25 protein-coding genes, 1 tRNA gene and 1 pseudogene are annotated in these 26312 nt (G+C 66.5%); 9 read left to right on the forward strand and 18 right to left on the reverse strand.

Annotated features, from left to right (window positions below):
• Positions 1-40 precede the first annotated feature (40 nt).
• On the reverse strand, positions 41-889 hold the full coding sequence (locus tag RCH22_RS14870) for a HipA domain-containing protein (protein ID WP_327014489.1): 849 nt from the start codon (positions 887-889) through the stop codon (positions 41-43).
• Between the two features lie 231 nt (positions 890-1120).
• Between RCH22_RS14870 and RCH22_RS14875 the strand changes: the two genes are divergently transcribed.
• Positions 1121-2422, forward strand: coding sequence for an ISL3 family transposase (locus tag RCH22_RS14875; RefSeq protein ID WP_327014490.1), 1302 nt, complete (start codon positions 1121-1123; stop codon positions 2420-2422).
• Here the strand turns inward: RCH22_RS14875 and RCH22_RS14880 are convergent.
• Together RCH22_RS14880 and RCH22_RS14885 are read right to left on the reverse strand one after the other, a co-directional pair.
• Positions 2419-2760 carry a HipA N-terminal domain-containing protein gene (locus RCH22_RS14880; RefSeq protein WP_327014491.1) on the reverse strand — a complete coding sequence of 114 codons (342 nt, stop codon included), beginning with the start codon at positions 2758-2760 and terminating at the stop codon, positions 2419-2421. The genes RCH22_RS14875 and RCH22_RS14880 overlap by 4 nt on opposite strands.
• Positions 2717-2989 (reverse strand): helix-turn-helix transcriptional regulator, encoded by a 273-nt coding sequence (locus tag RCH22_RS14885; protein ID WP_327014492.1) that lies wholly within the window; start codon positions 2987-2989, stop codon positions 2717-2719. The genes RCH22_RS14880 and RCH22_RS14885 overlap by 44 nt, the downstream gene beginning before the upstream one ends.
• Positions 2990-4264: 1275 nt before the next feature.
• Between RCH22_RS14885 and RCH22_RS14890 the strand changes: the two genes are divergently transcribed.
• The 3 genes from RCH22_RS14890 (at position 4265) to RCH22_RS14900 (ending at position 6963) form a co-directional block, all read left to right on the forward strand.
• Positions 4265-4555, forward strand: a complete 291-nt coding sequence (locus RCH22_RS14890) for a hypothetical protein (protein WP_327014493.1) — start codon at positions 4265-4267, stop codon at positions 4553-4555.
• 648 nt (positions 4556-5203) lie between these two features.
• Positions 5204-5839, forward strand: a complete 636-nt coding sequence (locus RCH22_RS14895; RefSeq protein ID WP_327014494.1) for a helix-turn-helix transcriptional regulator — start codon at positions 5204-5206, stop codon at positions 5837-5839.
• A 2-nt stretch (positions 5840-5841) separates the two neighbouring features.
• The gene (locus RCH22_RS14900; protein WP_327014495.1) at positions 5842-6963 is read left to right on the forward strand and encodes a tyrosine-type recombinase/integrase; all 1122 of its coding nucleotides are present in this window, start codon (positions 5842-5844) and stop codon (positions 6961-6963) included.
• 48 nt (positions 6964-7011) lie between these two features.
• Here RCH22_RS14900 and RCH22_RS14905 read toward each other — a convergent pair.
• Positions 7012-7101 (reverse strand) — tRNA-Ser (locus tag RCH22_RS14905).
• Positions 7102-7250: 149 nt separating this feature from the next.
• Here RCH22_RS14905 and RCH22_RS14910 point away from each other — a divergent pair.
• Entirely contained in the window at positions 7251-8051 is an 801-nt protein-coding gene (locus RCH22_RS14910; RefSeq protein ID WP_327014496.1) for an SGNH/GDSL hydrolase family protein, read from the forward strand.
• A 126-nt stretch (positions 8052-8177) separates the two neighbouring features.
• Positions 8178-9545 (forward strand): DNA repair protein RadA, encoded by a 1368-nt coding sequence (gene radA, locus RCH22_RS14915; RefSeq protein WP_327014497.1) that lies wholly within the window; start codon positions 8178-8180, stop codon positions 9543-9545.
• A gap of 285 nt (positions 9546-9830) precedes the next feature.
• Here the strand turns inward: radA and RCH22_RS14920 are convergent, their stop codons facing one another.
• The 5 genes from RCH22_RS14920 to RCH22_RS14940 form a co-directional block, all read right to left on the reverse strand.
• The gene (locus RCH22_RS14920) at positions 9831-11462 is read right to left on the reverse strand and encodes a diguanylate cyclase (protein WP_327014498.1); all 1632 of its coding nucleotides are present in this window, start codon (positions 11460-11462) and stop codon (positions 9831-9833) included.
• 159 nt (positions 11463-11621) lie between these two features.
• Positions 11622-12044 (reverse strand): dehydrogenase, encoded by a 423-nt coding sequence (locus RCH22_RS14925; protein ID WP_327014499.1) that lies wholly within the window; start codon positions 12042-12044, stop codon positions 11622-11624.
• An 87-nt stretch (positions 12045-12131) separates the two neighbouring features.
• A complete protein-coding gene (locus tag RCH22_RS14930) occupies positions 12132-12758 on the reverse strand; it encodes a hypothetical protein (RefSeq protein ID WP_327014500.1) in 627 nt (208 codons plus the stop codon).
• Between the two features lie 69 nt (positions 12759-12827).
• Positions 12828-13340, reverse strand: coding sequence for an amino-acid N-acetyltransferase (locus tag RCH22_RS14935; RefSeq protein WP_134446389.1), 513 nt, complete (start codon positions 13338-13340; stop codon positions 12828-12830).
• A gap of 117 nt (positions 13341-13457) precedes the next feature.
• Positions 13458-15983, reverse strand: coding sequence for an ATP-dependent Clp protease ATP-binding subunit (locus RCH22_RS14940; protein ID WP_327014501.1), 2526 nt, complete (start codon positions 15981-15983; stop codon positions 13458-13460).
• Between the two features lie 283 nt (positions 15984-16266).
• On the opposite strand from RCH22_RS14940, the pseudogene RCH22_RS14945 reads away from it, so the two are divergent.
• A pseudogene (locus RCH22_RS14945) lies at positions 16267-16458 on the forward strand (AI-2E family transporter); the annotation flags it as partial.
• Between the two features lie 31 nt (positions 16459-16489).
• Positions 16490-16774 carry an AI-2E family transporter gene (locus RCH22_RS14950; RefSeq protein WP_327014502.1) on the forward strand — a complete coding sequence of 95 codons (285 nt, stop codon included), beginning with the start codon at positions 16490-16492 and terminating at the stop codon, positions 16772-16774.
• Between the two features lie 20 nt (positions 16775-16794).
• On the opposite strand, the gene RCH22_RS14955 is transcribed toward RCH22_RS14950, so the two are convergent.
• Positions 16795-17484, reverse strand: a complete 690-nt coding sequence (locus RCH22_RS14955; protein WP_327014503.1) for a peptidase dimerization domain-containing protein — start codon at positions 17482-17484, stop codon at positions 16795-16797.
• Between the two features lie 166 nt (positions 17485-17650).
• On the opposite strand from RCH22_RS14955, the gene RCH22_RS14960 reads away from it, so the two are divergent.
• On the forward strand, positions 17651-18715 hold the full coding sequence (locus RCH22_RS14960; RefSeq protein ID WP_327015536.1) for a pirin family protein: 1065 nt from the start codon (positions 17651-17653) through the stop codon (positions 18713-18715).
• A 101-nt stretch (positions 18716-18816) separates the two neighbouring features.
• Here the strand turns inward: RCH22_RS14960 and cls are convergent, their stop codons facing one another.
• The 8 genes from cls to RCH22_RS15000 form a co-directional block, all read right to left on the reverse strand.
• Positions 18817-20280: a cardiolipin synthase gene (gene cls / locus RCH22_RS14965; RefSeq protein WP_327014504.1), complete on the reverse strand. Its 1464-nt coding sequence runs from the start codon at positions 20278-20280 to the stop codon at positions 18817-18819.
• A 6-nt stretch (positions 20281-20286) separates the two neighbouring features.
• Positions 20287-20460 (reverse strand): hypothetical protein, encoded by a 174-nt coding sequence (locus RCH22_RS14970; RefSeq protein WP_327014505.1) that lies wholly within the window; start codon positions 20458-20460, stop codon positions 20287-20289.
• Positions 20461-20472: 12 nt separating this feature from the next.
• A complete protein-coding gene (locus tag RCH22_RS14975; RefSeq protein ID WP_327014506.1) occupies positions 20473-20685 on the reverse strand; it encodes a hypothetical protein in 213 nt (70 codons plus the stop codon).
• 5 nt (positions 20686-20690) lie between these two features.
• Positions 20691-22223 (reverse strand): lysine--tRNA ligase, encoded by a 1533-nt coding sequence (gene lysS, locus RCH22_RS14980; protein ID WP_327014507.1) that lies wholly within the window; start codon positions 22221-22223, stop codon positions 20691-20693.
• A 101-nt stretch (positions 22224-22324) separates the two neighbouring features.
• On the reverse strand, positions 22325-23215 hold the full coding sequence (panC, locus tag RCH22_RS14985) for a pantoate--beta-alanine ligase (protein ID WP_327014508.1): 891 nt from the start codon (positions 23213-23215) through the stop codon (positions 22325-22327).
• Positions 23212-24015, reverse strand: a complete 804-nt coding sequence (locus RCH22_RS14990) for a DUF2520 domain-containing protein (RefSeq protein WP_327014509.1) — start codon at positions 24013-24015, stop codon at positions 23212-23214. Before RCH22_RS14990 ends, panC begins: the two co-directional genes overlap by 4 nt.
• Positions 24012-25715, reverse strand: a complete 1704-nt coding sequence (locus tag RCH22_RS14995; protein ID WP_327014510.1) for a PH domain-containing protein — start codon at positions 25713-25715, stop codon at positions 24012-24014. Before RCH22_RS14995 ends, RCH22_RS14990 begins: the two co-directional genes overlap by 4 nt.
• Positions 25712-26182 (reverse strand): PH domain-containing protein, encoded by a 471-nt coding sequence (locus tag RCH22_RS15000; protein ID WP_327015537.1) that lies wholly within the window; start codon positions 26180-26182, stop codon positions 25712-25714. Before RCH22_RS15000 ends, RCH22_RS14995 begins: the two co-directional genes overlap by 4 nt.
• Between the last annotated feature and the right edge of the window lie 130 nt (positions 26183-26312).

The raw sequence follows: 26312 nt of genomic DNA on the forward strand, positions 1-26312 counted from the left end.
TCTTCTCGGACGATCGTCGCTCGGCTGCGAACAGGGCGATCTACCGAGTGTCCCCGGTCGGGCGTCCCTCGAGCAGGTTACGGGTGAACCTGCGGACATCATCCTGCAGCCCGGCATAGGCGTTGTCGACCGGACTCTCCGAATGGGCAAAACTCTCCACGGCCTCAAGCGCTGAGGTGATGAGCGCGCGCGGTGAACGAACGTTCCACGAGAGACCCTCCGCGATGAGGTCGTCGATGGTGATCGCCGCGTGCAAGTACTTCCGGTTGACGGCCAACGCCATCTTGCCGTCCCCATCGAGGTGAGTTTGGGGCACGACATCGTAGGCCGGTGTAATTGCCGTGCTGCCGTCCCGCAGGTGGAGCATGCTGATGTTCTTGCCGTGCATGTCGAGGTTTCCCAGGGCCTGCGAGACGGTCAGCAACCTGAGGAGCTGGTCTACGGAGCGCCGGTCACCATTGCGCCCAAGGACGTGCGCCACTCGCTTGAGCGTCACTTTCCCGCCGAACTCCTGGTACTTCTCGTTCTTCGACGCCCCCAGGGCCTGGTTCATGTCTTCCTGATGAATTCGTCCCTGTGGCGCATCCGGTGACCTGTCGTAGCGTTCGATAACGAGGCCGAGAACCCCACCGAAATCTTCTATCCATGCGTCGAATGTGGTCAGGCCAGCAGCTTTGGCCGCGCGGAAGCCGTATTCCTCATCAAACGTGATGCTCGGGTAACGGGCGGACGGCGGCTTGACGATGTGGGTCGACGGGTAGCCCTCAAGCACTTGGAACCACTGATCGCCTTTGAGCGCCAGAACGATCTTGTCCTGCACACCGGCCAGCGACGTCCGGCCCGACTTCGGTCGGTTTCCCAGCGGGGCAGCCTGCGCGTTGGTGAGCATCTTTCCGACTTCGCCCCCGTCGACCAAGGCCACATCTGGCGTACGAGGCTCGCCCGGCGCCTCAGGGTCGTAAATCTGAACAGCCCCGGCAACATCTCGGCCAAATTGAGCCAATAACGGGCTCTCCTGACGTTACCGTGGGTGGTTTCCGAGCGCCTTAACGAGTGCACGCCGCTCTCCGTCTAGGTTTCTAACTGACAAAGGCAAGAAACACAGGGACGAGAAAACGGCGTGCAAAACTCAACACTATGGCGGACTCTGCTCGGAGTCGACAAAACCATCGTCGAAGCGGTCGATCTCGACGCGGATACGGGCATGCTGGTCGCGTCGGTGCGCCCAACGGCATCGATGCGGAACCGGTGCGGGGCCTGCCGGAAGCGCTGCCCGCGCTACGACGCCGGTGACGGGCGGCGCCGCTGGCGATCCCTGGACGCCGGCTCGGTGCAAATCCACTTAGAAGCTGCGGCGCCGCGGGTGAGCTGCCGGGTGCATGGCGTGACGGTCGCCGCCGTGCCGTGGGCCCGGCATCAGAGCGGGCACACTTTGTTCTTCGATGACCAGGTCGCGTGGCTGGCCACGCAAACATCCAAGTCCGCCATCACCGTGCTGATGCGCATCGCGTGGCGCACCGTGGGCGCGATCATCACCCGGGTTTGGGCAGATACGGAGAAGCAGTTCGACCAGTTCGCGGGCCTCACCCGGATCGGGATTGACGAGATCAGTTACAAGCGCGGCCACAAGTACTTGACCTGCGTCGTGGACCACGATTCTGGCCGTCTCGTCTGGGCGGCACCAGGCCAGGACAAGGCCACCCTCGAGACGTTTTTTGATGCGTTGGGGCCGGAGCGTTCGGCACTGATCACGCATGTTTCCGCGGACGGTGCGGCCTGGATCGCCAGTGTTGTCGCGGAACGAGCGCCGAACGCTGTTCGCTGCGCTGATCCGTTCCACGTCGTGAAATGGGCCACCGAGGCCCTCGATGAAGTCCGCCGGGGCGCGTGGAACGAGGCCCGCAAAGCCGCCCGGCACAACGATGCCCGACGCACTCGCGGCCGGCCCCCAGCCGACGCCCCGGCACGCCCAGACAGCGCCCGGGCGACGGGCATCAAGAACTGCCGATACGCGCTTTGGAAGAACCCGGAAAACCTGACCGAGAAGCAACAAACGAAGCTCGCCTGGATCGTGCAGACCGACCCCCGGCTGGCTCGGGCGTACTACCTGAAGGAAGGCCTCCGTGTGATCTTCAAACTGCCTCTCGAGGAAGCGACCGAAGCTCTCGACAAATGGGTTGGTTGGGCTCGCCGCTGCCGCATCCCGTCCTTCGTGAAACTGCAGAAGAGCATCGTGAAACACCGCACCGCGATCCTGGCCTCCATCGAGCACAGCCTCTCCAACGGCCGCGTCGAATCCATGAACACCAAGATCTGCCTCATGACCCGCATCGCGTTCGGCTTCAAATCACCCGAGGCCCTCATCGCCCTCGCAATGCTCAGCCTCGGCGGGCACAAACCCGTGCTTCCCGGCCGGGACTAACCCACGGAAGAGTCAGGAGAGCCCAATAACGGGATGATGTCATCGGTAGAGGCCCTGATCTCGGCGGCGAGATTGTCGAGCGCAGTTCCCTCGGGAAGTAGCTCTGCGAAAAAGTTGCGGCGGCGTGCGGCTCTGCTGCGGTTGACAACGAGGTCGAAAGGAACCGACTCGGAGAGAATCGTGCTACCAAGCCCAAAGACATCGATGGCGTTCTTGTCCGCGTTGAAATCGAAGGCACGACGATCGGCGCCGACTAGACAACCGACTAGCTCGCCATATATTTCCACACGCAAGTCAGCCATCAGAGTCGTGCGCAATGTCGTGGCGAAGCGGCGCATCTGGCGAGTCGTCGACCTCCATATACATTCGGACCCCGGTCTCCCGCATTACCGCGAAGATACGCTCCAAAACGATCGTGCTCTTACCAGATTCCAAAGCCCAGATGTATTTCTGATCGGTCTGGAGCCTTTCGGCAAGATCACGCTGCGTCAGCCCGCTGACCAGACGGCCTTGCTGCAGCATCCGGCCGAGCGCCTCAATGCTTCTCACTTCACCGCGTGATGCCATAGGTGCCCCTCTTGACGGTCATATCACCTTCATCTTACTTGACGGTCTTATCACCGTCAATCGGCACGACGGCTATATCGTAGTCAAGCGCAACTGCGTGAAAACTAACGAAGGCGCCTAAACCGCGCCGCGCGGCCCTCTCGCGCTGTCGGTGCAGTAGAGCGCAAGCATCACGCAGGCCGTTGAGCCAACCATCGGACTACAGCCAGGATTGTCCCGCTAACGCGTACCAACATGATCTCTCAACCCCGGGCAGAGCGCACCGAACGGACTCCGCGCGGCGCTCGTCAAGCCATCGTCGACATGCTGTCCCTCTGTATCCCCAAAGTCCACGTCGTGCCTCCCGCATCGGGTAGCGCCCGACGACCAAGGCGGCCGGCGAAGTTGCCATGGGTCGACAGGCGTGACTCCCGAGAGCCAGACACGCGCCCGCCCCTCCCCGTCCTTTTCCTTTTCCATTTCCATTTCCATTTCCATTTCCCCTTCCAGCATCGAGGACTCGCGTACGCCTCGTCGAGCTCTCGTCGAATGCTGTTCCACGGAATCCACAGCATCCACACGCACTGTCTCGGCCTTGGGGCGAGGAAGGGCAAGGACCAACAACCAGAACGGCCGGCAAGCTATTCGCAGACCCAGGAGCGGATCTCTCGAAGACCAGGCGTGCGCCCTCCCCCTCCATTTTCCCTTCCACTGGTCCTTCTCCTTCTCGCATCGAGGGCTCGTGCGCACACCGCGAGCCCTCAGCGAACCCTCACCGAGTCCTCGTCGAATGCCGACCTCAGACCCGCGAGGTGTGCGCTTGTGGGCACGCTTCACGCGGCAGGAAGGGGCACAAGGGGAGACTGAGGGCAACGCACCTCTGGCAACCGCACAATTCACCCGAGCGGACCTGTGCGTGCGCTAGGCAGCAGCTGCCGCTTCGGCTCGGATCCTCATGCATTGGTCGCACGGAGTCGGATACTCGTTGTGCGATGCACAGAAGCCGGACCGGTCGCCGGCCCGCGGCGGCAGTGGCAGTGTTGCTACCGGGGCACCTCGCGCGGCGGCTGCCATGAGCGCCAACCTGAGATTTCCGCAATCCTTACACGGAAGGTCTGTTCCATTGGGATGGCGGCTGCAGAATGGTAGGCGAACTCGCTCCGTTTGACTCACTGGACCCGCAGCTTGGTTGAGGCTCTCCCGCGTCCCACTCTTCGCCGATGCCGCACTTTCTGCGGCGTTTGGCCCCCAGGGTGGGATCGGATGCGCCACCTTCGAAGGACGGTCGATCTTCTGGTGAACAAGCCAGTTCACGACCTCGAAGTACGTCTTTTTGCCGGAGTCGTAGGTGCGGATACGACCGGCGTCCACAAGTTCGTCGAGGTCCTCCTCGATCATTTTGCGCGTCACGTTGTCCTCAAAACGCCAGAGGTCGCCCTTTACAACTCGCGCGTCGAAGATGTTACGTCCATTGTCATCAGCAAAGAGCCACAGTCCAATCCACGTGAGACGTGCACGCAAGCTCAGAGCGACCACATCATCGCTCTGGAAGAAGGCCGGCTTAATGGTTCGAATGCGGGCCACTAGGACTCGACCCTTCCGAATCGGGACCGATAGTTGCCGGTTGGTGTCGCGGCATACGACCTGGGCCGAACGACTCGACGAGCTGTGAAAGGACTATCGGCGCCGCCCTCTGGTTCCGCAAAGGAGACGAAGAATTTGGAAGCCTCCGCCAGGTGGCAACGAATTCGGAGCTGTTCACGCTCCGGATTATCTGCATTGCACATGTCGAAGATCGTGTCTGTAGTGCGTCCTGCAGTCGAGTTCCGCGGCAAAAGGGCCTTTGCGGATTTCTTGGTATTGTTCATGAACCAGTCTCCCTTTTAGCGGTGGCGATTTGTCGAAGCCGTCACCGAGTTACAGCTCGGTGACGGCACCCTCGTTGCCCTTTTCACGCGTCCTCCAGAGCTGTTCCTCTCCGCGCGCTGACTTCAATCCAGTCAATGACCTCCGACTCGACGTAGATGACCGTCTTCGGAGTTGGCTTGCGGTACCGAGGGCCCTTCCCCGTGAAACGCAACTGGGCAAGGGATCCCTTCGTCATGCCGGGGATAATCTCGCAGACTTGCTGCGGTGAGAGATACGTAGTCAATTCAGCTCCATCTCGCATACACAAAACCGAGGTGTTCTGCGTACGGGCTATACACTACACAAAATCCGCGATATTGTGTCTACATGTTTGAAACGGTTGAATATGAGCTTGGGAAGCAAATCGCCCACTTCCGAAAACTACTCAAGATGAGCGCCGATGAGCTTGCCGAAAAGGCTGGATTCGGACTGACTAGATCGATAGTCGCCAATCTAGAGAATGGTCGAAAAGAGGACGTGACCGTGAGGCAACTCATTGCGATGGCCTTCGTGCTAGAAGTACAGCCAGCTGACTTGATTTTCCCCTTGAAGCAACCGTATAAGCGGATAGAAATCGCGAACGGAGAGAGCAATGTCGTGCTCACGCCAATGTGGCTCGCTCGCGATTGGTTCACCGGAACGGCCAGCAGGAAGACGACCAGTTCTCTATTGAACGGTGAACCCATGCTGCACCCGCCGGGATTCGGCTATTCAGAGAACGAGATCATATTGATCGACCTCCGCAAACGAAGCGAACTCCTTGAACAACTCGACTTACCAGAGAGGGGTTACCGCTTGGCGCCCCAGCGGAAGGGTTTCACAGTTAACCAGACAGCGAAATTCTTGTATCAGCGTGATCAGGAAACCAACCACGCTAACCTCTATCGGGTCGAGAATCGGCTGCGCGCCGCGGGCGTGAACCTGGAAAATCCGATCGGCCCGTCTCCCGAGACCCCCTTCTAGACATGGGTAGCATCACTCCTTACGAGACCGTAGCCGGCAAGCGCTATCGGGCTCGCTATCGCAAACCTGACCACTCCTCCACAGAGCGGCGCGGCTTCTCAACGAAGAAAGCTGCAGAGCTTTTCTTGGCTTCAATTGAAGTATCCAAGGCCAGAGGCGAGTTTGTGGATGCAACCGCATCTAGGTCACACATCGATGTCCTCGGAGACGAGTGGTTGAACAATCAATCACACCTAAAACCCTCAAGCTTGCGCCCAATTGAGTCCGCTTGGAGACTGCACGTCCAGCCGTTCTGGGGAAAGCGCTCGGTGGGCTCCATCCGTCACAGCGAGGTTCAAGGTTGGGTCACCGAACTATCCAAACGCAAGGGTGCAACGTTGGTGATTCGAGCATTCGGGATTCTCGCGTCAATCTTGGATGTCGCTGTGAAGGATCGTCGCATAAGTTCGAATGCCGCACGCGGGGTGAATCTTCCGAGAAAACCTCACAACAAGCATGTCTATCTTTCCCACCAGCAGGTTCAACTCCTCGCCGACAACGCTGGTCGGCATTCGACTCTGCTCCTATTCCTGTCGTACACGGGTCTCCGGTGGGGCGAAGCAACAGCCCTCAGAGTAAGAAGTCTGGACACCACAAGGCGGCGTGCGAACGTCACTGAAAACGCCGTGAGCGTAGGCGGACCGATCATCGTTGGCACGCCGAAGTCGCACGAATTCCGCAGCGTTCCGTACCCTGAGTTTCTAACCGATCTGCTGGCCAAAGCATGCGCGGGAAAGGACCAAGATGAACTCGTCTTCGGCGCCGGACTCGTCCATGTGCCGCTTCCCGACTCAAGAAGAGGTTGGCGAGTTTCGGCCGTAAGAAAGGCCCAAGCCATTGACGCGACATTTCAGCGAGTCACCGTCCACGATTTGCGCCATACAGCCGCCAGCCTGGCGATCTCTGCCGGCGCAAACGTGAAAGCCGTCCAGAAGATGCTTGGACACGCTTCAGCCGCCATGACGCTGGACACATACGCGGATCTATTTGACGACGATCTTGACGCTGTCGGAATCGCGCTCAATCAGGCAAAGAAGGTTTCAGATGTGGGCAAACCGTGGGCAAACCCCGAATCTCTGCAATGAAAAACCCCCTGCTTCCCAGTGTTTTCAAGGGATGCAGGGGATGATTCGTGGCGGTACCGGTGGGATTTGAACCCACGGTGGAGTCTCCCCCACACAACTTTTCGAGAGTTGCACCTTCGGCCGCTCGGACACGGTACCGAGGGAAATTGTACGTGAGAAACAGGGGTCTGCGCGAATCAGGCGGATATTCGGGTCGCGTCGGCGGCATCCGCTGCACACACAAACGCGACACGCGGGCACAGGAAGCGGAAAGCCGGCACCCAGAAACCGGCGGTACGCTCCCCCCCGTGTCTTACGTCAAACCGAACCTTCGCGCGCTCCTGGTCACCCTCGGTGCCGTCACCACAGCTACCGGAATGACCGCTGCCGCCGTCGTTCGGGCACGCGGCTTCCGGGAATGGCGCCAGGGCAACGCCCGGGTACTTAACGAGACCCTTCCCGTGCACGCGCAGTGGTGGCGGGAGCACGGCCGTGAGCCGGGCGAGCTGCTCTACGTGGCGATCGGGGACAGCGCGGCGCAGGGGATCGGGGCGAGCGAACCGCGGCGCAGCTACGTCGGGTTGCTGGCCGATCACATCCGCCTGGCCACCGGTCGCACGGTGCGCGTCGCCAACCTGAGCGTCTCAGGGGCGACCGTCGAGCTCGCCGTTCGCGACCAGCTACCGCTCCTCGCGGAGCACTCCCCCGACATCGTCACGGTCGCGATCGGTGCGAACGACGTGGCGGTGTGGGATGCCGCGGTGTTCGAATCCGGGATCCGCACGATCTTCGCCGCGTTGCCGCCACATGCCCTCGTGGCCGACCTGCCGTGCTTCCACCTGCCGCACAACGAGCGGATCGTGGCCGTCGGGAACCGGATCCTGCGGTCGGTCGCCGCCGAGTTCGGGCTCACCGTGGTGCCGCTGCACGCGACGACGAAGCGGCCGGGGCTGCGCAGCATTGCTACCCACGTGGCCAACGACCTGTTCCACCCGAACGACCGCGGTTACCGGGTCTGGGCCGAGGCGTTCCTCCCGGCGTTGAGCGCGGACATCGCGCTGCTCGTTCCAGAGGATGCCGAGGAGTTCGCCGACCTGCGTGAGGGGTAGGTCCGCCTGACCGGCTGGGTGGGCGCTCTTGCCCTGCCTGTGGCCAGGCCCTGCGCGCGGCGAGCGCCCGGCGTGGGCACGCGGCGGATTGCCCGGGTGTCGGTGGCCGAAGCTAGGCTCGCAGGCATGGCCAGACCCGTTTCATCCTTCCGCTGTACCGAGTGTGGCTGGACCACCCTGAAGTGGGCCGGGCGCTGCGGCGAGTGCCAGCAGTGGAGCACCGTGGTCGACATGACGGAGAAGGCGAGCCTCACCCGCGCCGTCAAGCCTGTCGCCGTGATGGGTTCCGGCATTGCGCGTCCGATCACGCACGTGGACACCACCGCGGTCTCGCACTGGCCGACCGGCATCGGCGAATTCGACCGGGTGCTCGGCGGCGGCATCGTGCCCGGTTCCGTGATCCTGCTGAGCGGCGAGCCCGGCGTGGGCAAGTCCACCCTGCTGCTCGAGGTCGCCTCGAAAGCAGCGGCAGCCAAGTCCCGGGTGCTCTACGTGAGCGCCGAGGAATCGGTGAGCCAGGTGCGCCTGCGCGCCGAGCGCACCGGGGCCCTGCAGCCCGAGCTGTTCATCGCCGCCGAAACCGACCTCGCCACCATTCTCGGCCAGATCGACGCGGTGCAGCCGAGCCTCGTCATCATCGACTCCGTGCAGACCGTCGCGAGCGGCCTCTCGGACGGGCTTCCCGGCCAGCCGAGCCAGGTGCGCGAGGTCGCATCCACCCTCATCCGGGTCGCCAAGGACCGCAACCTGCCGATCCTCCTGGTCGGGCACGTCACCAAGGACGGATCAATCGCCGGCCCACGCCTCCTCGAGCACCTCGTGGACGTCGTCTGCCAGTTCGAGGGCGATCGGCAGACCGCGTTGCGCTTCGTGCGCGCACTCAAGAACCGCTTCGGACCGACCGACGAGGTCGGCTGTTTCGAGATGACCGGTGAGGGCATCTCCGAGGTGCCCGACCCGAGCGGCCTGTTCCTCACCCGCGGCGGCGTCCTGGTGCCCGGCACCTGCGTTACGGTCGCCCTCGAGGGGCGGAGGGCGATGCCGGTCGAGGTGCAGGCACTCGTCATGCCGAGCTCGGCACCGAACCCGCGCCGGGTGACCAACGGCGTTGACTCGTCGCGCGTCGCCATGATCATCGCCGTGCTCGAGCAGAGGGCTGAGGTGAAGGGCCTCGGGGCGTCGGATGTCTACGTGTCGACCGTAGGCGGCATCCGTCTGACCGAACCCGGCGCCGATCTCGCCATCGCGCTCGCGATCGCCTCCGCGTCGCGGAACAAGCCGATCGGGCACGACGTCGTCGCGTTCGGCGAGATCAGCCTCGCCGGCGAGGTGCGACCGGTGTCGTCGGCAAAGCAACGTGCGAGCGAGGCGGCTCGGCTCGGGTTCGTGACCCGGATCGACTCGGGTGCCGGGCGGCTCGACTCTGCGATCATCCTCGCGCTGCGGGAGCCGGTCTCCGCACGGGACGCGGAGCTCGACGCGGCGTTCCGTTAGCGGCACGGCACGGGCCGGTCGCCTGGGCACTCCCGGCGCGCGCGGCGCCCGACGCGCGCCAGTTGCGCCGGTTCGCTCTCCGTGCGCGCCAGTTGCGCCGGTTCGCTCTCCGTGCGCGCCAGTTGCGCCGGTTCGCTCTCCGTGCGCGCCAGTTGCGCCGGTTCGCGCCAGGCATGCCTGGCGCGAACCGGCGCAACTGGTGCGCGACGCTCAAGCAGCCTCAGCGCAGGCGGGATGGCGGCGCGTGCGGGCGAATGCGCAGGGTGCGCCAAGGTCGCAGCCCGGCTAGCGCGACACCGAGGCCTGGATGGTTGCCGTGTGCACGACCCGGTTCCGGCCGTCGCGTTTGGCGACGTACAGCCGCACGTCCGCGGCCCGGAGGAGGTCGGAAGTCTGGACGCCGTCCTCGGGGGCGAGAGCAACCCCGATGCTCGCGGTGACGGGCAGCCCGGCGGTGATCGGGGTCCAGTCGTAGTCGGCGATGTCGCTGCGGGCTTCCTCGAAGCGTTCGCGCGCCTCTGCCGCGTCGGCGCCGGGCAGGATCAGCAGGAATTCCTCCCCGCCGAGGCGGGCGGCGATCCCGCCGGCGACCCGGTCGGCTGCGCGCTTCAGGATCTCGCCGAGCATGCGCAACACCTCGTCGCCGACCGCGTGGGACAGGGCGTCGTTGATGCGCTTGAAGTGGTCGATGTCGATCATCGCAATGGCGAAGCACGGGCCGCCCTCGCCGGACCGGATCGCCGCGATGCTCAGGTGCTCGTCCACGAAGCGGCGATTATGCAGGCTCGTGAGCGGGTCGCGCTCGGCGAGTTCACGGTAGCGTTCGCTCTCGCGCCGCGATTCCGCGGTTTGGAACATCGCCTCGAGGATGCGCCCGCGGGATTCGTTCTCGCTCGCGCTGAGGGCGACCGACTGGGCGTGGTAGCTCCGGTAGGCCTCGAAGGCTCGGCGGTAATCGAGGTTCGCGGCGTAGGCCTCGGCCTGTTCGCGGGCGACTTCGGTGAGCCAGCGCACGAGGCCGTGACCGGCGGCGAGGGTTGCGCACTGGTCGATCACGCGCTGTGCCGCGTCGAGCCGTCCCTGGATCCGGTAGACCTCGGCGAGGGTGACCAGTGCTGCCGAGACCGCATCGGGGTTGGGGTCGTCGTCCGCGGTTTCGATGGCTGGAAGCAGCATCCGCTCGGCTTCGTCGAGCCGCCCCGCGATCAGGTAGACCCTGGCGATCGTGTCGCGCGCATACATGCCGATCGGGCGGGAGTTCGCCGTGGACAGTGCGAGCAGCTGCTCGACGGTCTCGAGCGCGGCCCCGTGGTTGTCGGCGAGATACTCGGTGTACGCGAGGTTGTTCAGGATCATGTAGCGGATGTTGGTGTCGGTGTCGTCGATGACGAGCCGCAGGGCCTCGTTGTAGCGGCGCCGCGACTCGTCGAAGGATCCGGCCGAGCCGAGGGCGTCGGCCAGGCAGAGCCGGGCGGCGGCCCGCATCAGCGGCACCTCGCTCTCGTCGATCAGATCGTTGACGAGAACGGCGTGCTCGAGGGCGAGGGCGGGGTCGCCGACCATTTCGAACACCGAGCCGAGCACATCATGACAGCGGGACTGCAGGGCGACTTCGCCGTGCCGCTCGGCCCAGGCGAGGATCTGCTGGACCTCGGCCGCGCTGCGGCTCGGATCTCCGCGGGTGCGGCTGATGTTGGCCAGGAGCACGCGGAGGCGCCGCGCGACGGCTCCCCTTCCGAGGCCGGTCTCGACACTGGTGTAGTCGACGAACTCGCCGTTCGCGCCGTCGATGTCGACGACGCGCAGCTCGATCAGCCAATCCTTGGCGGCCTGGTTGGCCTCGTCGCGGTCGATCCAGAAGAGGCGCTCGACGCGCGCGAGTCTCGCCTCGATCGACTCATTCGGCGGTACGTTCATCGTGGCCTGCTCCCCGACAGGCGTGTGTTCCCGGCCTTCATGCTCCCCACCGGGAACCCTCTCCGAGAGAGAGTGAGACACTGTCGAGGCTCAGCCTAGCGTCCAGCCCAGACACCGGCGAATGGACGCCGCAGGGTGCCGCCGATTGGGGGTACCGACTTAGGCGTCGTTGACGGAATCGGTTTCCGGGAGGGTGCCGAGCGCCCCCATCAGGTCTTCAGGGGCCGCCTGCATCACGTGCGGGCCGGCGATGTCGAAGAAGACCATCTCAAGCACGTTCCGATGCACTGTGAGGAAGTCGCGCAACCACTGGGCGTCGCCGACCATGACCTGGGGGTCCACTTCGTCGGGCACCATGCGGACGTAATTCTCGGCGGAGGAGAAGAGCAGCAGCATCCGCTTGTCGGTGCCTTCGCGGCCGAAGACGCGAACCTGTTCGCCCTGCCCGTTGACGACGAGCTGCGGCACGATCACGACGTCGTTGCGGAGGGCGTATGCGACGGCTGCTACGTCCTGGGCGGCGAGGGCCGTGGCAAGGGCCACGGAGCGGGTCGGCGGCGTCGGGTCAGTCGGGTCAGTCACGTCACCCATTCAATCATTCCGTTCGCACCGGCTGGGCACCAGAGCGGACTATTCCGCTCTGGGCTGACGTGCGGTACGGGCAATCGCTCAGTCGAGGATGAACTGCTTGGGTGTCGCGGATGCGATGCCGTCGACGGAGACGGCGAGGTGATATGAGGCTCCCCCGGCCGGCGCAGCGGTGCGGGTGGACTCGTCGCAGGTGGCGGCATTGGAGCGGACCCGGTCCCAGGCGATCGGTTTCGTCGAGCTCACCGGAACGCCCGGCTGCAGGGTGACGGCGGCGTCGGCCGCCGCACTCTGGCAGTCCGTCGAAGTCCAGTAGATGTCCTGGCCGCTCGAGATCGTGAAGACCTGCTTCGAGGTGCCGGCGTTGATCACGCAGGGGACGGTGCCCGTGTTCGTAATGCTGAGGGAGAGTTCGGGCTTCTGGCCGGGCTGGTACGTGACGGCGTCTGTGAGCGCCTCGACCGTGACGGCGGCCGGGTCGCAGGCGGCGGGGGCGGCATCCGCGGCGGCGGCGGGAGCGGGAGCGTCAGTGCCGGCGGTCGTGGTCGGCGTGGGAGTCGGGGCCGGCTGGCCACCGCCGGATCCCGGGCGCACCACGATCAGCACGATGATGACTATCACGAAGAGCAGGCCAAGACCCACGATGAGGCGGCGGCGCCAGTAGACCCTGCTTGACTGGGGGCCGACCGGATGTTTGATCGTCGACATGCCCCAAGGCTAACGAGCTTTACCCGGCAGCCGCGGGAAGGCGTTGCGTGTCGGCGCGGATTCCCGGCCTCAGCCGAGCCGCTTCACCATCCTGGTGTTGCCGAGCGTGTTGGGCTTCACCCTGGCCAGGTCGAGGAATTCGGCGACGCCCTCATCGTGGGAGCGGACCAGTTCGGCGTAGACAAGCGGGTCGACGGTCTCCGAGCCCATGTCGGTGAACCCGTGCCGGGTGAAGAAGGGCACCTCGAACGTGAGGCAGAACAGGCGGGAGAGGCCGAGCTCGCGGGCATCCGCTTCGAGCCGGGCGAGCAGGGCGTGGCCGACACCGCGGCCGAGCCAGTCGGCGGTCACGGCGAGGGTGCGCACCTCGCCGAGGTCCTCCCACATCACATGCAGGGCACCGACGCCGATGAGTTCGCCCGCCGTGTCTTCGACGACGCGGAACTCCTGGACGGCCTCGTAGAAGACGACGCTTTCCTTACCGAGCAGGATGCGCTCCTGGACGAGCGGCGCCACCAGGGTCTGAATGCGCGGGACGTCGCTCGTGCGCGCCCGGCGTACCGAATACTCCTGCTCCTGCATTCCAGCCCTCTCGCCCGTGCTTGTGTGCGTCACACCCAGTCTATTGAGCACGGGCACGCAGAAGGGGCCAGGCGGATGTCTCCGCCTGGCCCCTCCAGGTTGTCGTGCGTCGGGTGCTTAGTCCGTTGCGACCGCGAGGTCGGGCGTGCCCGACCCGGTGCCGAGCGCTGCCGACGCGTTCACACCGATGGACACGGGCGTGGCACGCGCCGTCGTGGTGAAGACGTACTCTCCGGCGAGGAAGTCGACGTGCACGTGGTCACCCGCGTTGAGCTCGCCCTGCAGGATCTTCTCGGAGAGACGGTCCTCCACTTCGCGCTGGATCGCACGGCGCAGCGGCCGCGCGCCGAGAGCGGGGTCGAAGCCGACCTCGATCAGGTGCTCCTTCGCGGGGATCGTCAGTTCGACGGTCATGTCGCGGTCGAGCAGGCGGTCGCTGAGGCGCTTGATAAACAGGTCCACGATCTGGAGCAGTTCCGGCTTGGTCAGCTGCGGGAACACGATGACCTCGTCGACGCGGTTGAGGAACTCGGGCTTGAAGTGCTTCTTGAGCTCCTCCTTCACCTTGCCGCTCATCCGCTCGTAGCCGGTCGTCGTGTCACCCTCGAGCTGGAACCCGACGGGCGAGCTGCTGATGTCCTTGGTGCCGAGGTTCGTGGTCATGATGATCACGGTGTTCTTGAAGTCGATCACGCGACCCTGGCCATCCGTCAACCGGCCCTCTTCCAGGATCTGGAGCAGGGAGTTGAAGATGTCCGGGTGTGCCTTCTCGATCTCGTCGAACAGCACCACGGAGAACGGCTTGCGGCGCACCTTCTCGGTGAGCTGGCCGCCCTCTTCGAAGCCGACGAACCCGGGAGGCGCACCGAACAGGCGCGACACGGTGTGCTTCTCGCCGTACTCGCTCATGTCGAGCGAGATCATGGCGGCCTCGTCATCGAAGAGGAACTCGGCGAGCGCCTTGGCGAGCTCGGTCTTGCCGACGCCGGTGGGGCCGGCGAAGATGAACGAACCGCTCGGACGCTTCGGGTCCTTGAGTCCGGCACGGGTGCGGCGGATGGTCTTGGCGAGCGCCGAGATGGCCTCTTCCTGACCGATGACGCGCTGGTGCAGGGCCTTCTCCATGAAGACGAGCCGCGAGGACTCCTCCTCGGTGAGCTTGAACACCGGGATGCCGGTCGCCTGGGCGAGGACCTCGGCGATCAGGCCCTCGTCGACGACGGCGGTCGTCTTGACGTCGCCGGACTTCCACTTCTTCTCGAGGCGCAGTCGCTCGCCGAGGAGGTTCTTCTCCTCGTCGCGCAGGCCGGCCGCCTTCTCGAAGTCCTGGTCCTCGATCGCGGTCTCCTTCGCGGCGCGGACGACAGCGATCTTCTCGTCGAATTCGCGCAGCTCGGGCGGGCTCGACAGGATCGAGAGGCGCAGGCGGGCGCCGGCCTCGTCGATCAGGTCGATGGCCTTGTCCGGGAGGAACCGGTCGGACACGTAGCGGTCGGCGAGGTTCGCCGCGGCCACGAGGGCGCCGTCGGTGATGGACACCTTGTGGTGCGCCTCGTACCGGTCGCGCAGTCCCTTGAGGATGTTGATGGTGTGGGGAAGGGACGGCTCCGCGACCTGGATCGGCTGGAAGCGGCGCTCGAGCGCGGCATCCTTCTCGAAGTGCTTGCGGTACTCGTCGATCGTCGTCGCACCGATCGTCTGCAGCTCACCGCGGGCGAGGAGCGGCTTGAGGATAGACGCTGCGTCGATGGCGCCCTCAGCGGCACCGGCACCGACGAGGGTGTGGATCTCGTCGATGAAGATGATGATGTCGCCGCGGGTGCGGATCTCCTTGGTGACCTTCTTCAGGCGCTCCTCGAAGTCACCGCGGTAGCGGCTGCCGGCGATGAGAGAGCCGAGGTCGAGCGAGTAGAGCTGCTTGTCCTTGAGCGTCTCGGGCACGTCGCCCTTGACGATGGCCTGGGCGAGGCCTTCGACGACGGCGGTCTTGCCGACGCCGGGCTCACCGATCAGGACCGGGTTGTTCTTCGATCGCCGGGACAGGATCTGCATGACCCGTTCGATCTCTTTCTCACGACCGATCACGGGGTCGAGCTTGTTCTCGCGCGCGGCCTGGGTGAGGTTGCGGCCGAACTGGTCGAGAATCTGGCTGCCCGCCGGTCCGCTCGCCGTCTCGTTGGCGCCGACCTGGACCTGCTCCTTGCCCTGGTATCCGGACAGGAGCTGGATGACCTGCTGGCGCACCCGGTTGAGGTCTGCGCCGAGCTTGACGAGCACCTGGGCGGCGACTCCTTCACCCTCGCGGATGAGGCCGAGCAGGATGTGCTCGGTGCCGATGTAGTTGTGGCCGAGTTGCAGTGCCTCGCGGAGGCTCAGCTCGAGCACCTTCTTGGCGCGCGGCGTGAACGGAATGTGCCCGGTCGGCTGCTGCTGGCCCTGGCCGATGATGTCCTGGACCTGCTCGCGCACGGCGTCGAGCGAGATGCCCAGGCTCTCGAGGGCCTTGGCGGCGACGCCTTCACCCTCGTGGATCAGCCCGAGCAGGATGTGCTCGGTGCCGATGTAGTTGTGGTTGAGCATCTTGGCCTCTTCCTGGGCCAAAACGACGACACGACGAGCTCGGTCGGTAAATCTCTCAAACATGTGATCACTCCCTTGGCACCAGGGGCAGGTGTGGCGCCGATACATCGAGAGTAACGAGGGAAGCAACCAAAGCGCGCCTCTGTTCGCCGCAGGCGTGACGGATGTCTGCGCCCGGCAATCCTTGCAGCGTCGCTTGAGTCGGTAATACCCTCATCACCGGGTCCGTGCGGGAGCTGCACCGGGTCGACGGCGGCGAGAGGCAGCAGCATGGACGAGCTGGTTGTTCGTGGGCTCCGGCCTGGTCAAGGTCGGCGTCGGCCTCATCAACGGGATCACCGGCGGGATGATCGTGCTCATCCTGAGCCTGTACTTCCTCGCGTCGCTCGACCCGATGAAGAAGGCGTTGTACGCGCTCGTGCCACGCCCGCGCCGGCCGGGCTTCATCGAGATCTCCGAGCAGATCACCGGCTCGATCGGCGGCTACGTCAACGGGATGCTGCTGCTCTCGTGCCTGAATTCGGGCCTCGGCCTCGTCGCGATGCTGATCATCGGCGTGCCGTTCGCCGGTGTGCTCGCGGTCGTGGTCGCGGTCGTCCTGCTCGCCTCCCCTTGCGACGGCACTCTGGATCGGCCTGTACTACCTCGTCTACCTGCAGATCGAGGCCTACGTGCTCACCCCGCGGGTGATGAACAAGGCGATCGCCGTGCCCGGCTCGCTCGTGGTGATCGGGGCGATCGCGGGCGGGGCGCTTCTCGGCATGCTCGGAGCGCTCATCGCGATCCCGGTCACGGCCTCGATCCTGCTGATCATCAAGACCGTCGTCGTGCCCCGGCAGGACCGCGCCCGCTGACCCTCCCCGACCCTGAGGGGTCAGCGGGCGAGGGCGTGGCGGGCCGCAGCCACCATGGCCTCGACGCCGGTCTGGATCGTGGGGTCCTGCACGGGAGCGTAGAACGGCGTGTGGTTGAAGTGCACGTCCTGCATGCGGCCGGCCGTGATCGCGGCACGGAACGCGGTGGGGTCGCCGCCACCGGTGAACCAGAAGAGGGACGGGCAGCCTGCGCGGGTGCCCCAGAGGCCGAAGTCCTCGCTCGGCGCCGCCTGCGGGCCGATTCCCACCCGGCCGGCGCCGAAGCGTTCGGTGAACAGTGCAGCGAACTCCGCCGTCAGGGCCGGCTCGTTGACCAGGGCGGGCACCGAGAAGGTGACCTCGATCTCCGGCGGGCGAGGCGAACCGGCCGCCTCGCACTCGCCGGTGACGATCCGGGTGATGGCGGCGAGCATCCGCTCACGCACGAGCGGTTCGTAGGTGCGCATGCTGAAGCCGAGCTCGGCAGAGTCGGGGATGACGTTCTGCTTGGTGCCGGCGTGCAGGGTGCCGATGGTGAGCACGCCGAAGTCGGCGGCGGCGATCTCGCGCGACACGATGGTCTGCAGACGCAGCACGACGGATGCCGCGAGCACGATGGGATCGACGGACTGCTCAGGGGTGGATGAGTGTGACCCCGCGGCTCCTGGGGAGAGGCGTTTACGAACGCGAGGATGACTCGGCAGGTCCATCGTGACCGTTCGGGGCGTACGGCGCCAGCGCTTCGTGCGCCGGCGCAGCCGTTGCGCCTAGGCTGCGAGCGTGAGCAACCTCGAACGTGACCCCTCCGAGCTCGTGATCGCCGGCAGTGAAGGAGCAGTGGCGGCCTCGGCTCCCTCCGGTTCGGTGGATGCGAGCATTGGCACCGCTGGTGCGCGAGCCGCCCCCGGCCACACGGCGGATGCCGGCGGCCCGGTCCTCCTGCTGCTCCCGCGGGACGTGCCGCTCGGCGGCCCCCGCGCCATGAACGTGCGCCGCACCCTGCCCCAACGCGGACGGTCCACGATCGGGGCCTGGTGTTTCATCGACCACTACGGGCCAGACGAGATCGCAGCCCCGATCGCCCTCGAAACTGCGACGGCAACCGCAACCGGCACCGGCACCGGCGCTCGCGAGGAGGCAACGGGAGGCGTCGCGGACGGCGCCCGGCGCGGCATGGTCGTGCCACCGCATCCGCACACCGGTCTGCAGACTGTCAGCTGGCTCTTCGAAGGGGAGATCGAGCACCGCGACAGCGCCGGCAGCCACGCGCCGGTGCTCCCCGGCGAGCTCAACCTGATGACCGCAGGGCGCGGCATCAGCCACTCCGAGGTATCGACGCCGGCGACCCGGGTGCTGCACGGCGTGCAGCTCTGGCTCGCGCTGCCCGAGGAGCACCGGCACCAGACGCCGCACTTCGAGCACCACGAGGTTCCGCAGACGCCGATCGGCGGCGGGGCGACCGCGCGGGTGTTCATCGGCACGCTCGGCCCCGTCGTCTCGGCGGCCCGGGTCTACAGCCCGGTGCTCGGCGCCCAGGTCGACCTCCCCTCCGGCGCGACACTCGACCTGGACCTCGACCCCGCGTTCGAACACGGGGTGCTCGTCGATCGCGGCCCGGTGCTCGTCGAGGGAGTGACGCTCGCGCGCAGCGAGCTGGGCTACCTCGGGACGGGGCGCGACAGCATCCGCCTGGAAAACCACGCCAGGCACCCGGCCAGGGTGCTGTTGCTCGGCGGCGAACCGTTCCAGGAACAGCTCGTGATGTGGTGGAACTTCATCGGCCGCAGCCACGAGGAGATCGCCCGGTGGCGGGCCGAGTGGCAGTCCGAGGTCATCGAGGGGGCGGATGCCGTCGGCCGCTTCGGCACGGTCGCCGGCTACCCGGGGCCCGCACTCCCGGCCCCCGAGCTCCCAACCGTGCGCCTCAAACCTCGCGCCTGAGCCGCAACCGGCAACCCGGTCCGCGAAAGCGGGTGAATCGTCGGTTTCAGGCCCTGAAACCGACGATTCACCCGCTTTCGCGGACCCTGGGGGCGGGGGGGCTACTGGACGGCGGAAGTCAGGCGGGCGAGGTTGTCGAGGATGGTGGAGCGCAGCGGCTGCTTCATCCAGTCATCGAGGGTGAGCAACTTGCTGTCGGCCCGGTAGCCGTCCTCGACCGCGCGAAGGTCGCGCACGAAGCTGCGACCGCGCACCATCAGGGACACCTCGAAGTTGAGGCTGAACGAGCGCATGTCCATGTTGCTCGACCCGATCACCGCGACCTCGTCGTCGATCGTGAAGTGCTTGGCGTGCAGCACGTACGGCGCCTTGTACATGTAGATGATCACGCCTGCCCGGAGCAGTTCCTCGTAGTAGGACCGCTGGGCATGGTAGACGAGGGCCTGGTCGCCGACCTCGGAGACGAAGAGCTCGACGTGCAGCCCGCGCTGGGTCGCGGTCGTGATCGCGTACATGATCGACTCGTCCGGCACGAAGTACGGGCTCGTGATCACGATGCGTTCCTGCGCGTAGTAGAGCAGCGCGAGGAACAGCCGCAGGTTGTTCTCGCCCTCGAACCCCGGCCCGCTCGGCACGACCTGGCAGTCCAGGGTGTGCGGCGCCGTCGTGGGCTGCACCGGCTGGATGTCGCGGGTGAGGAGCTCGTTCGTCTCGCCGTACCAGTCGGTGATGAAGATCGCGTTGAGCCCGGCGACGATCGGGCCCTCGAGCCGGGTCATCAGGTCTTTCCACTTGAGCCCGCGCCGGATGTTCGACTTCACGTTGTAGGTGCGGTCGATGATGTTCTGCGAGCCCATGTAGCCGACGACGCCGTCGACGGTCACGAGCTTGCGATGGTTGCGGAGGTCCGGCCGTTGCCACTTGCCCTTGAACGGCTGCAACGGGAGCATGAGCTCCCACGTGACCCCGGATTCGGTGAGCCGGCGGAGGGTCTTGCGGTAGCCGGGCTTCCGCATCGACTGGATGTGGTCCATCAGCACCCGTACGGTCACGCCGCGCTGCACCGCGCGCTCCAACGCGTCGAAGAACGGCGCGGTGGTCTTGTCGAGGGAGAGGATGTAGAACTCGACGTGTACCCACCTCTCGGCCTTGTCGATGTCGACGATCATCTCGGCGAAGGTCGCCTCGTAGTCGCCGAGCAGGCGCGCGGTGTTGCCGCCGACGAGCGGCATCGCCCCGAGGTTGCGGTTGAGCTCGACCACGGAATCGAGCCAGCCTGGCCACGGGTGGTCACGACGCACCTGCTCGATCCCGTCGGTGCTCTCGAGGATGAACTGGTTGATCTCCTCCTGCATCTCCAGCCGCTTCTTCGGCAGGGTGCGATAGCCGATCATCAGGAAGAGGAGGGCACCGATGTATGGGATGAAGAAGATCGCGAGCAACCAGGCCATACCCGACGTCGGGCGACGATTGCGGGGCACGACGATGATGGCGACGACGCGGATGGTGAAATCGACGACCAAGGCCACAATGAGGATGAAGGTCGAGATGTCGATGCCGAACATGCGAGGTTAGGTGACCGGCTTTTCGAGCCCGAGCTTCGCGCGCTCTTCGGCCTCGATCTCCGAATAGACCTTCCGCTCGGTGCGGTCGGCCCTGATGATCGACCGCATGATGACCCAGAAGATCAATCCGAGCGCGACCGTCGGCAGGATCGAGAAGAACGCACCCCAGAAGAAGTCCATAGTTCCCTCAGACTACTTGACGAGGATGCCGTAGAGGCCGGTGCCGACAAAGTAGATCCCGATCGCGGCGACGATCACCCAGAGCACGATGCGGTTGGTCGTGATCGGCTGGCGCTCCTTGGGGGCCTTGTCCTCTGTGGCCTTGTCCGGGGAAACCTTGTCGACGGCATCCGCTGCCCTGGATGGCTCGTCCGGGGTGGTGTCGTCCTGCGGCTGGGTGCTCATGGCCTTCACTTTACCAACGGGAAGAGGATGGTCTCGCGGATGCCGAGGCCGGAGAGGGCCATCAGCAGCCGGTCGATGCCCATGCCCATGCCCCCGGTCGGCGGCATGCCGTACTCGAGGGCGCGGAGGAATTCTTCGTCGAGGCGCATCGCCTCCGGGTCGCCGCCGGCAGCGAGGCGGGCCTGCTCGACGAAACGTTCCCGCTGGATGACCGGGTCGACGAGCTCGGAGTACCCGGTCGCGAGTTCGAAGCCGCGCACGTAGAGGTCCCACTTCTCGACGACGCCGGCAACCGACCGGTGCCCACGCACGAGCGGGCTCGTGTCGACGGGGAAGTCCATCACGAAGGTCGGCCGGGTGAGGGCGCCCTTGACGAAGTGCTCCCAGAGTTCCTCGACGTACTTGCCGTGGATGGGGTGCTCGACCGCGACGTCCTCCCTGGCCGCGAGCTCCTGCAGCTCGGCGAGGGGGGTCTCCGGGGAGATGGTGCGGCCGACCGCGGCGGACAGGCTGTCGTACATGCCGATCCGGTCCCAGTCGCCGCCGAGGTCGAACTCGGTGCCGTCCGCCCAGGTCACGACGTGCGAGCCCGAGACCGCCGTCGCCGCGTTCTGGATCAGCGTCTGGGTGAGGTCGGCGATCGAGTTGTAGTCTCCGTATGCCTCGTAGGCCTCGAGCATCGCGAATTCGGGAGAGTGCGTCGAGTCCGCGCCCTCGTTGCGGAAGTTGCGGTTGATCTCGTAGACCCGGTCGATGCCGCCGACGACCGCGCGCTTGAGGAACAGCTCCGGCGCGATCCGGAGGAACAGTTCGGTGTCGAAGGCGTTGCTGTGGGTCGAGAACGGGCGAGCGGATGCGCCGCCGTGCATCACCTGGAGCATCGGCGTCTCGATCTCCAGGAAGTTCCGGTCCGTGAAGGTCTTCCGCAGGCTCGCGACGGTCTGCGAGCGCTGGATGACGCTGCGGCGGGCCTGCTCGCGGCTGATCAGGTCGAGATAGCGGCTCCGCACTCGGGTCTCCTCGCTCAGCTCGGAGTGCAGGTTCGGCAGCGGCAGGAGGGCCTTCGCGGCGACCTGCCATTCGGTGACCATGATGGAGAGCTCGCCACGGCGGGAGGAGATGACCTCCCCGGTGACGAAAAGGTGGTCGCCGAGGTCGACGAGGTCCTTCCAGGCGGCGAGGGAGTCGACGCCGACGGCGGCGAGGGAGACCATGGCCTGGATCCGGCTGCCGTCGCCGGCCTGGAGACTCGCGAAGCACAGCTTGCCGGTGTTGCGGAGGAACACCACGCGGCCGGCGACGCCGACGGTGACGCCCGTGACGGCATCCGCTTCGAGGTCGCCGAAGCGGGCACGAACGGCGGGGATCGTGTCGGTGACGGGAACGCCGACCGGGTAGGCGCCGCCGCCGGGCGTGGTTGCCGCCTGGATGAGGCGGTCGCGCTTGGCGAGGCGCACGAGCTTCTGCTCGCTGTTCTCCTGCTCGACCTGTTCGGCGGTGGGCTCGGTGGGCTCGGTCGGTTCGGTGTGCTGGCTCATGCGGATCTCCGTTGGCGGTTCAGGTGCGTGTCGTGCTCGTGCGGTCGGGCTGGTCGAGCTGGTCGAGCGGATGCTTCGGGCGGGCGCTTCAGGCGGGCGCTTCAGGCGGGTGCGCTGCCGAGGTCGATGGCCTCGTTGTCGATCAGCCGGATGCTGCCGACATGCGCGGCGACGAGCATCCGTGCCGGGCCGGTGAAGCCCGCTGCGACCGGGTGGAAGTCCTGCGGGCTCACGACCACGAGATAGTCCAGCTTAACCAATGGCTGGGCGGCGAGGATCGTATGCGCGGCGACCTGGGCCGCCTGCAGCCCGTCGGGGGCGGCTGTGACCGCGGCCGTGAGCGCCGCGGAGAGGGCCAGGGCCGCCTCCTTGTCCGCGGGTTCGAGCCGGCGGTTGCGGCTGGAGAGGGCCAGCCCGCTTTCCTCGCGCACGATCGGGACGACGTCGATCTCGGTGCGCACGTTGAGGTCGGCGAACGCCTGCTGCACGAGGAAGACCTGCTGGGCGTCCTTCTGTCCGAAGACGACGACGTCGGGGCCGACGATGTTGATCAGCTTGGTCACGACCGTGAGCATGCCGTCGAAATGGCCGGGGCGCACGGCTCCCTCGAGGAGGGCGGCGACCGGGCCGGCGGTGACGCGGGTGTCCGCGGCGCCGTCCGGGTACATCGTGGACACCTCGGGCGCGAACACGAACGCGACGCCCTCAGCGGCGAGCGCCGCGACGTCGGCGTCGAGGGTGCGCGGGTAGGACGCGAGGTCCTCGGTGGGCCCGAACTGGAGCGGGTTGACGAAGATCGAGACCACGACGATGCCGCCGCGGGCGTGGGCGCGGCGCACGAGCGACAGGTGCCCCGCGTGCAGGGCCCCCATGGTGGGGACGAGGACGACCCGCGCTGCCGGGCCGGGCTCTGCACGCCTCTTCGCGGCGGCGATGCGCTCGCGCAGCCCGTCGATGGTGCCGATGACTTCTGGTTTGATGAGCACGTTCACTCGTCCTCCGTTGTGGTGCGGTCGGTGCGGTCGTTCTGGCCGGTGCGGTCTTCAGGGGCTTCGGCATCGTCGAGGTCGTCGAGTTCGTCGTCGAGTGCCGACAGGTCGAGGCGGTCCGGCGCGGTGCGGGAGAGGGCGTTCTCCATCGCGGAGCGCATCAGCGGGCCGATCACGCCGCCGGGTCGTTCGATGCCGATCGAGGTCAGCAGGGCTGCAGCCTGGTCGACGATGGACTTCGAGAACGCGGTTGCGATCTCGACGGCCTCGGCGTAGCGGGCCCGATCCCCCTCGGCGACGACGACGGGCTCTCCGCCCATCTCGACGACGAGCGCCTGCCCGATCGGCAGCACGGGCCTCGGCGCGGTGACGGCGAAATAGCTGTCGGAGAGGCGGGCGAGGTCGATGCTCGTGCCGGTGAAGCTCATCGCGGGGTGGATGGCGAGCGGGATCGCGCCCTGGGCGAGCGCGGGCGCGAGCACCCCGATGCCGAACCTCGCCGAGGTGTGCAGCACGAGCTGGCCGGCCTGCCACGTGTTCGTCGCGGCGAGCCCGGCGACGAGGCTCGCGAGCTGGGCGTCCGGAACGGCGAGGATCACGAGTTCGCTGCGTTCGACGATCTCGGGCACGGGCAGGATCGGCACGAACGGCAGGATCGCCTCCGCCCGGTCGCGGCTGGACTGCGAGATCGCCGAGATGCCGACGATCGCGTGGCCGGCTCCGGCGAGGGCGGCTCCGAGGATCGGGCCGACCCGGCCGGCGCCGACGATGCCGATGCCGAGGCGCCCGGGGCGCGCGCTCACAGTGCCGCCTCCGCTGCCGATGCGAGGGTCTGCGCCGGCCGGTCTGGCGTCGCCCGGTTCAGCGGATGCCCGGGGTCGGCCCAGTGATGACTGGTGTCGGCGCGTGCGGACGAGATCGCTCCCGCGGAGAGGCGCTCGAAGAGGCGCTCCCCCTCGCGGACGTCGATGACCGGGAGGGTGGCGACGACCGGGCCGGCGACGGTGTGCACCCGGAGCCTCGCGAGGCGCAGCATCCTCTGGATCGGGCCCTGTTCGATCGCGATGCTCTGCAGCCGGGCGAGCGGCACGAGGATGAGTTCCCGGCTGACGAGGCCCCGGCGCAGGAGCACCGTGTCGGCTGCGACGGTGAAGCCCGTGCGCCGCCAGGAGAACGGGCGGAGCCAGGCGGCCCGGCGCGGCGCGTTGGTGTAGCCGTCGTCACCGCCGGGCGAGCGCACGCCGTGGTCGACGAGCAGCTTCTCCCTGCCGTTCTCGGAGCCGGAGTCGCTGTCGAAGCCGGGCAGGATCAGTTCGAGCACCCTGGCGACGTCGGCGAGTGTGCCGACCGGGAGGGTGGTGGTGTGCGCCTCGCCGGCAGCGCCCTTGTTCGTGGAGTGGCCAGCGGTGTTGATGCGCACCTGCCACCAGCCGAATGGGCGCCAGATCAGCGGCTGCGAGACACGCACAGCATGGATGCGGCCGGGCGGGAGCGTCTCGTTGCTCACCGAGAGCAGGCCGAAGCCCACGCGCACCCCGTCCGGCGTGCCCGCAATGCTGTAGCGCAGGGACTTCGTGAAGCGGTTGACGTAGAAGCTGAGGCTCGCGATCAGTCCGGGGAAGATCGCGATGAGCAGCCAGCCGCTGCCGCCGGCGGAGACGCTCCAGATCAGCACCGCGATCGCGACCAGTACGAACACGGTGAAGCCGCTGAAGATCACGGAGCCGATCAGGCGACCCGGGGGGATCCGCACCACGGATTCGGGCGGCGCGGCGTCCGGGTCGAGCTCGGGGGCGAAGAACTCGTGGGCGCGGTCGGTCGCGAAACCGCCGATCCCGCCGGCGATGCCGCCGGCCGCGGTGCCGATGGCACTGCCGAGGGACGGGCCGAGTGCACTGCCCGCCGCCCGGGTGCCGGCGTGCTCGACCCAGTCCTCTCCCTCCGCCGCGGCGTCGGGCGCGGCGTCGGAGGGAAGTGCTGCGGCCGCGCGGGCTCCGGAGGCGAGGTGCAGGATGTCGCGGCGGAGTGCATCCGCTGCTGCGGAGCCGAGGTCGGCGAGGTGCACGTTGGCGTCCTGGCCGGCGACGCTGACTTCGAGTTTCGCGGCACCGAAGAGCCTCGGGATGAACGGGCGCACGATGTTGACGCCCTGGATGCGGTCGAGGCGGGCGCGGCGGTTGCTGCGGAAGACGAGCCCGCTGCGCACCTCGACGACCTCGCCGCTGACCCGGAAGGTGTGCATCCGCCAGGACAGGTAGAAGGCGACGAGGATCACGACGAGGATCACGACGACCCCGAGCAACGCCCAGCCGACCGCGCCACGGCGGAAGAGCTCGTCGATCGGGTCGTCACCGTAGGTCGGCACGTGGAAGAAGAAGTCGATCAGGCGCTCACGGAGGTTGCTGATGATGAAACCGAGAATGGCCACGATGAAGAGTCCGCCACGCAGCAGCGGGCTCGCCGGATGCAGCCGGTGCCACTCCCCGTCGGCGAGGGTGGTCACAGTCCCGCCCGGCGACTCTCGGCGAGTTCGATGAGCCGGTCACGGAGCGCCTCGGCGTCGTCGAAGGCGAGGCCGGGAACGAGCACGCCGGAGGATGCGGCGGCGGTGACGAATTTGAGGTCGGCGAGGCCGAGCCAGCGCGCGACCGGGCCACGGGTGACGTCGATGAGCTGCATCCGGCCGTACGGCACCGAGACGAAGCGCTGGAACATGATGCCGCGGCGGAAGAGCAGGTCGTCCTGCCGCAGCTGGTAGCCGATCGAGCGCACCCGGCGGGGCTCGAACAACACGACGACCAGGGTCACGACGACGATCAGGGCGAGCACGATCGGCGCCCAGGAGACCTCGGCGAGGAGCCAGAGGGCGGTCGCGCCGGCACAGAGGACGAGTCCGAAGATCACCGTCCCGACGATTTCGACGACGACGTAACGCGAAGAGACCCGTTTCCACTCGTCGGCGACGGGCAGTTCGAGGCGACCGTCCGGGTCGAGGCTCTGGTCGGGTTCGGGTTCGGGTTCGGGTTCGGGTACCGGTGCCGGTTCGGAAACCGACGCGGGAACGGGGGCAGGGGGTACGGGGGCGGCGACTCCCTCAGTG

The organism is Cryobacterium sp. GrIS_2_6, from assembly GCF_035984545.1.
In the GTDB taxonomy this organism is placed as follows: domain Bacteria; phylum Actinomycetota; class Actinomycetes; order Actinomycetales; family Microbacteriaceae; genus Cryobacterium.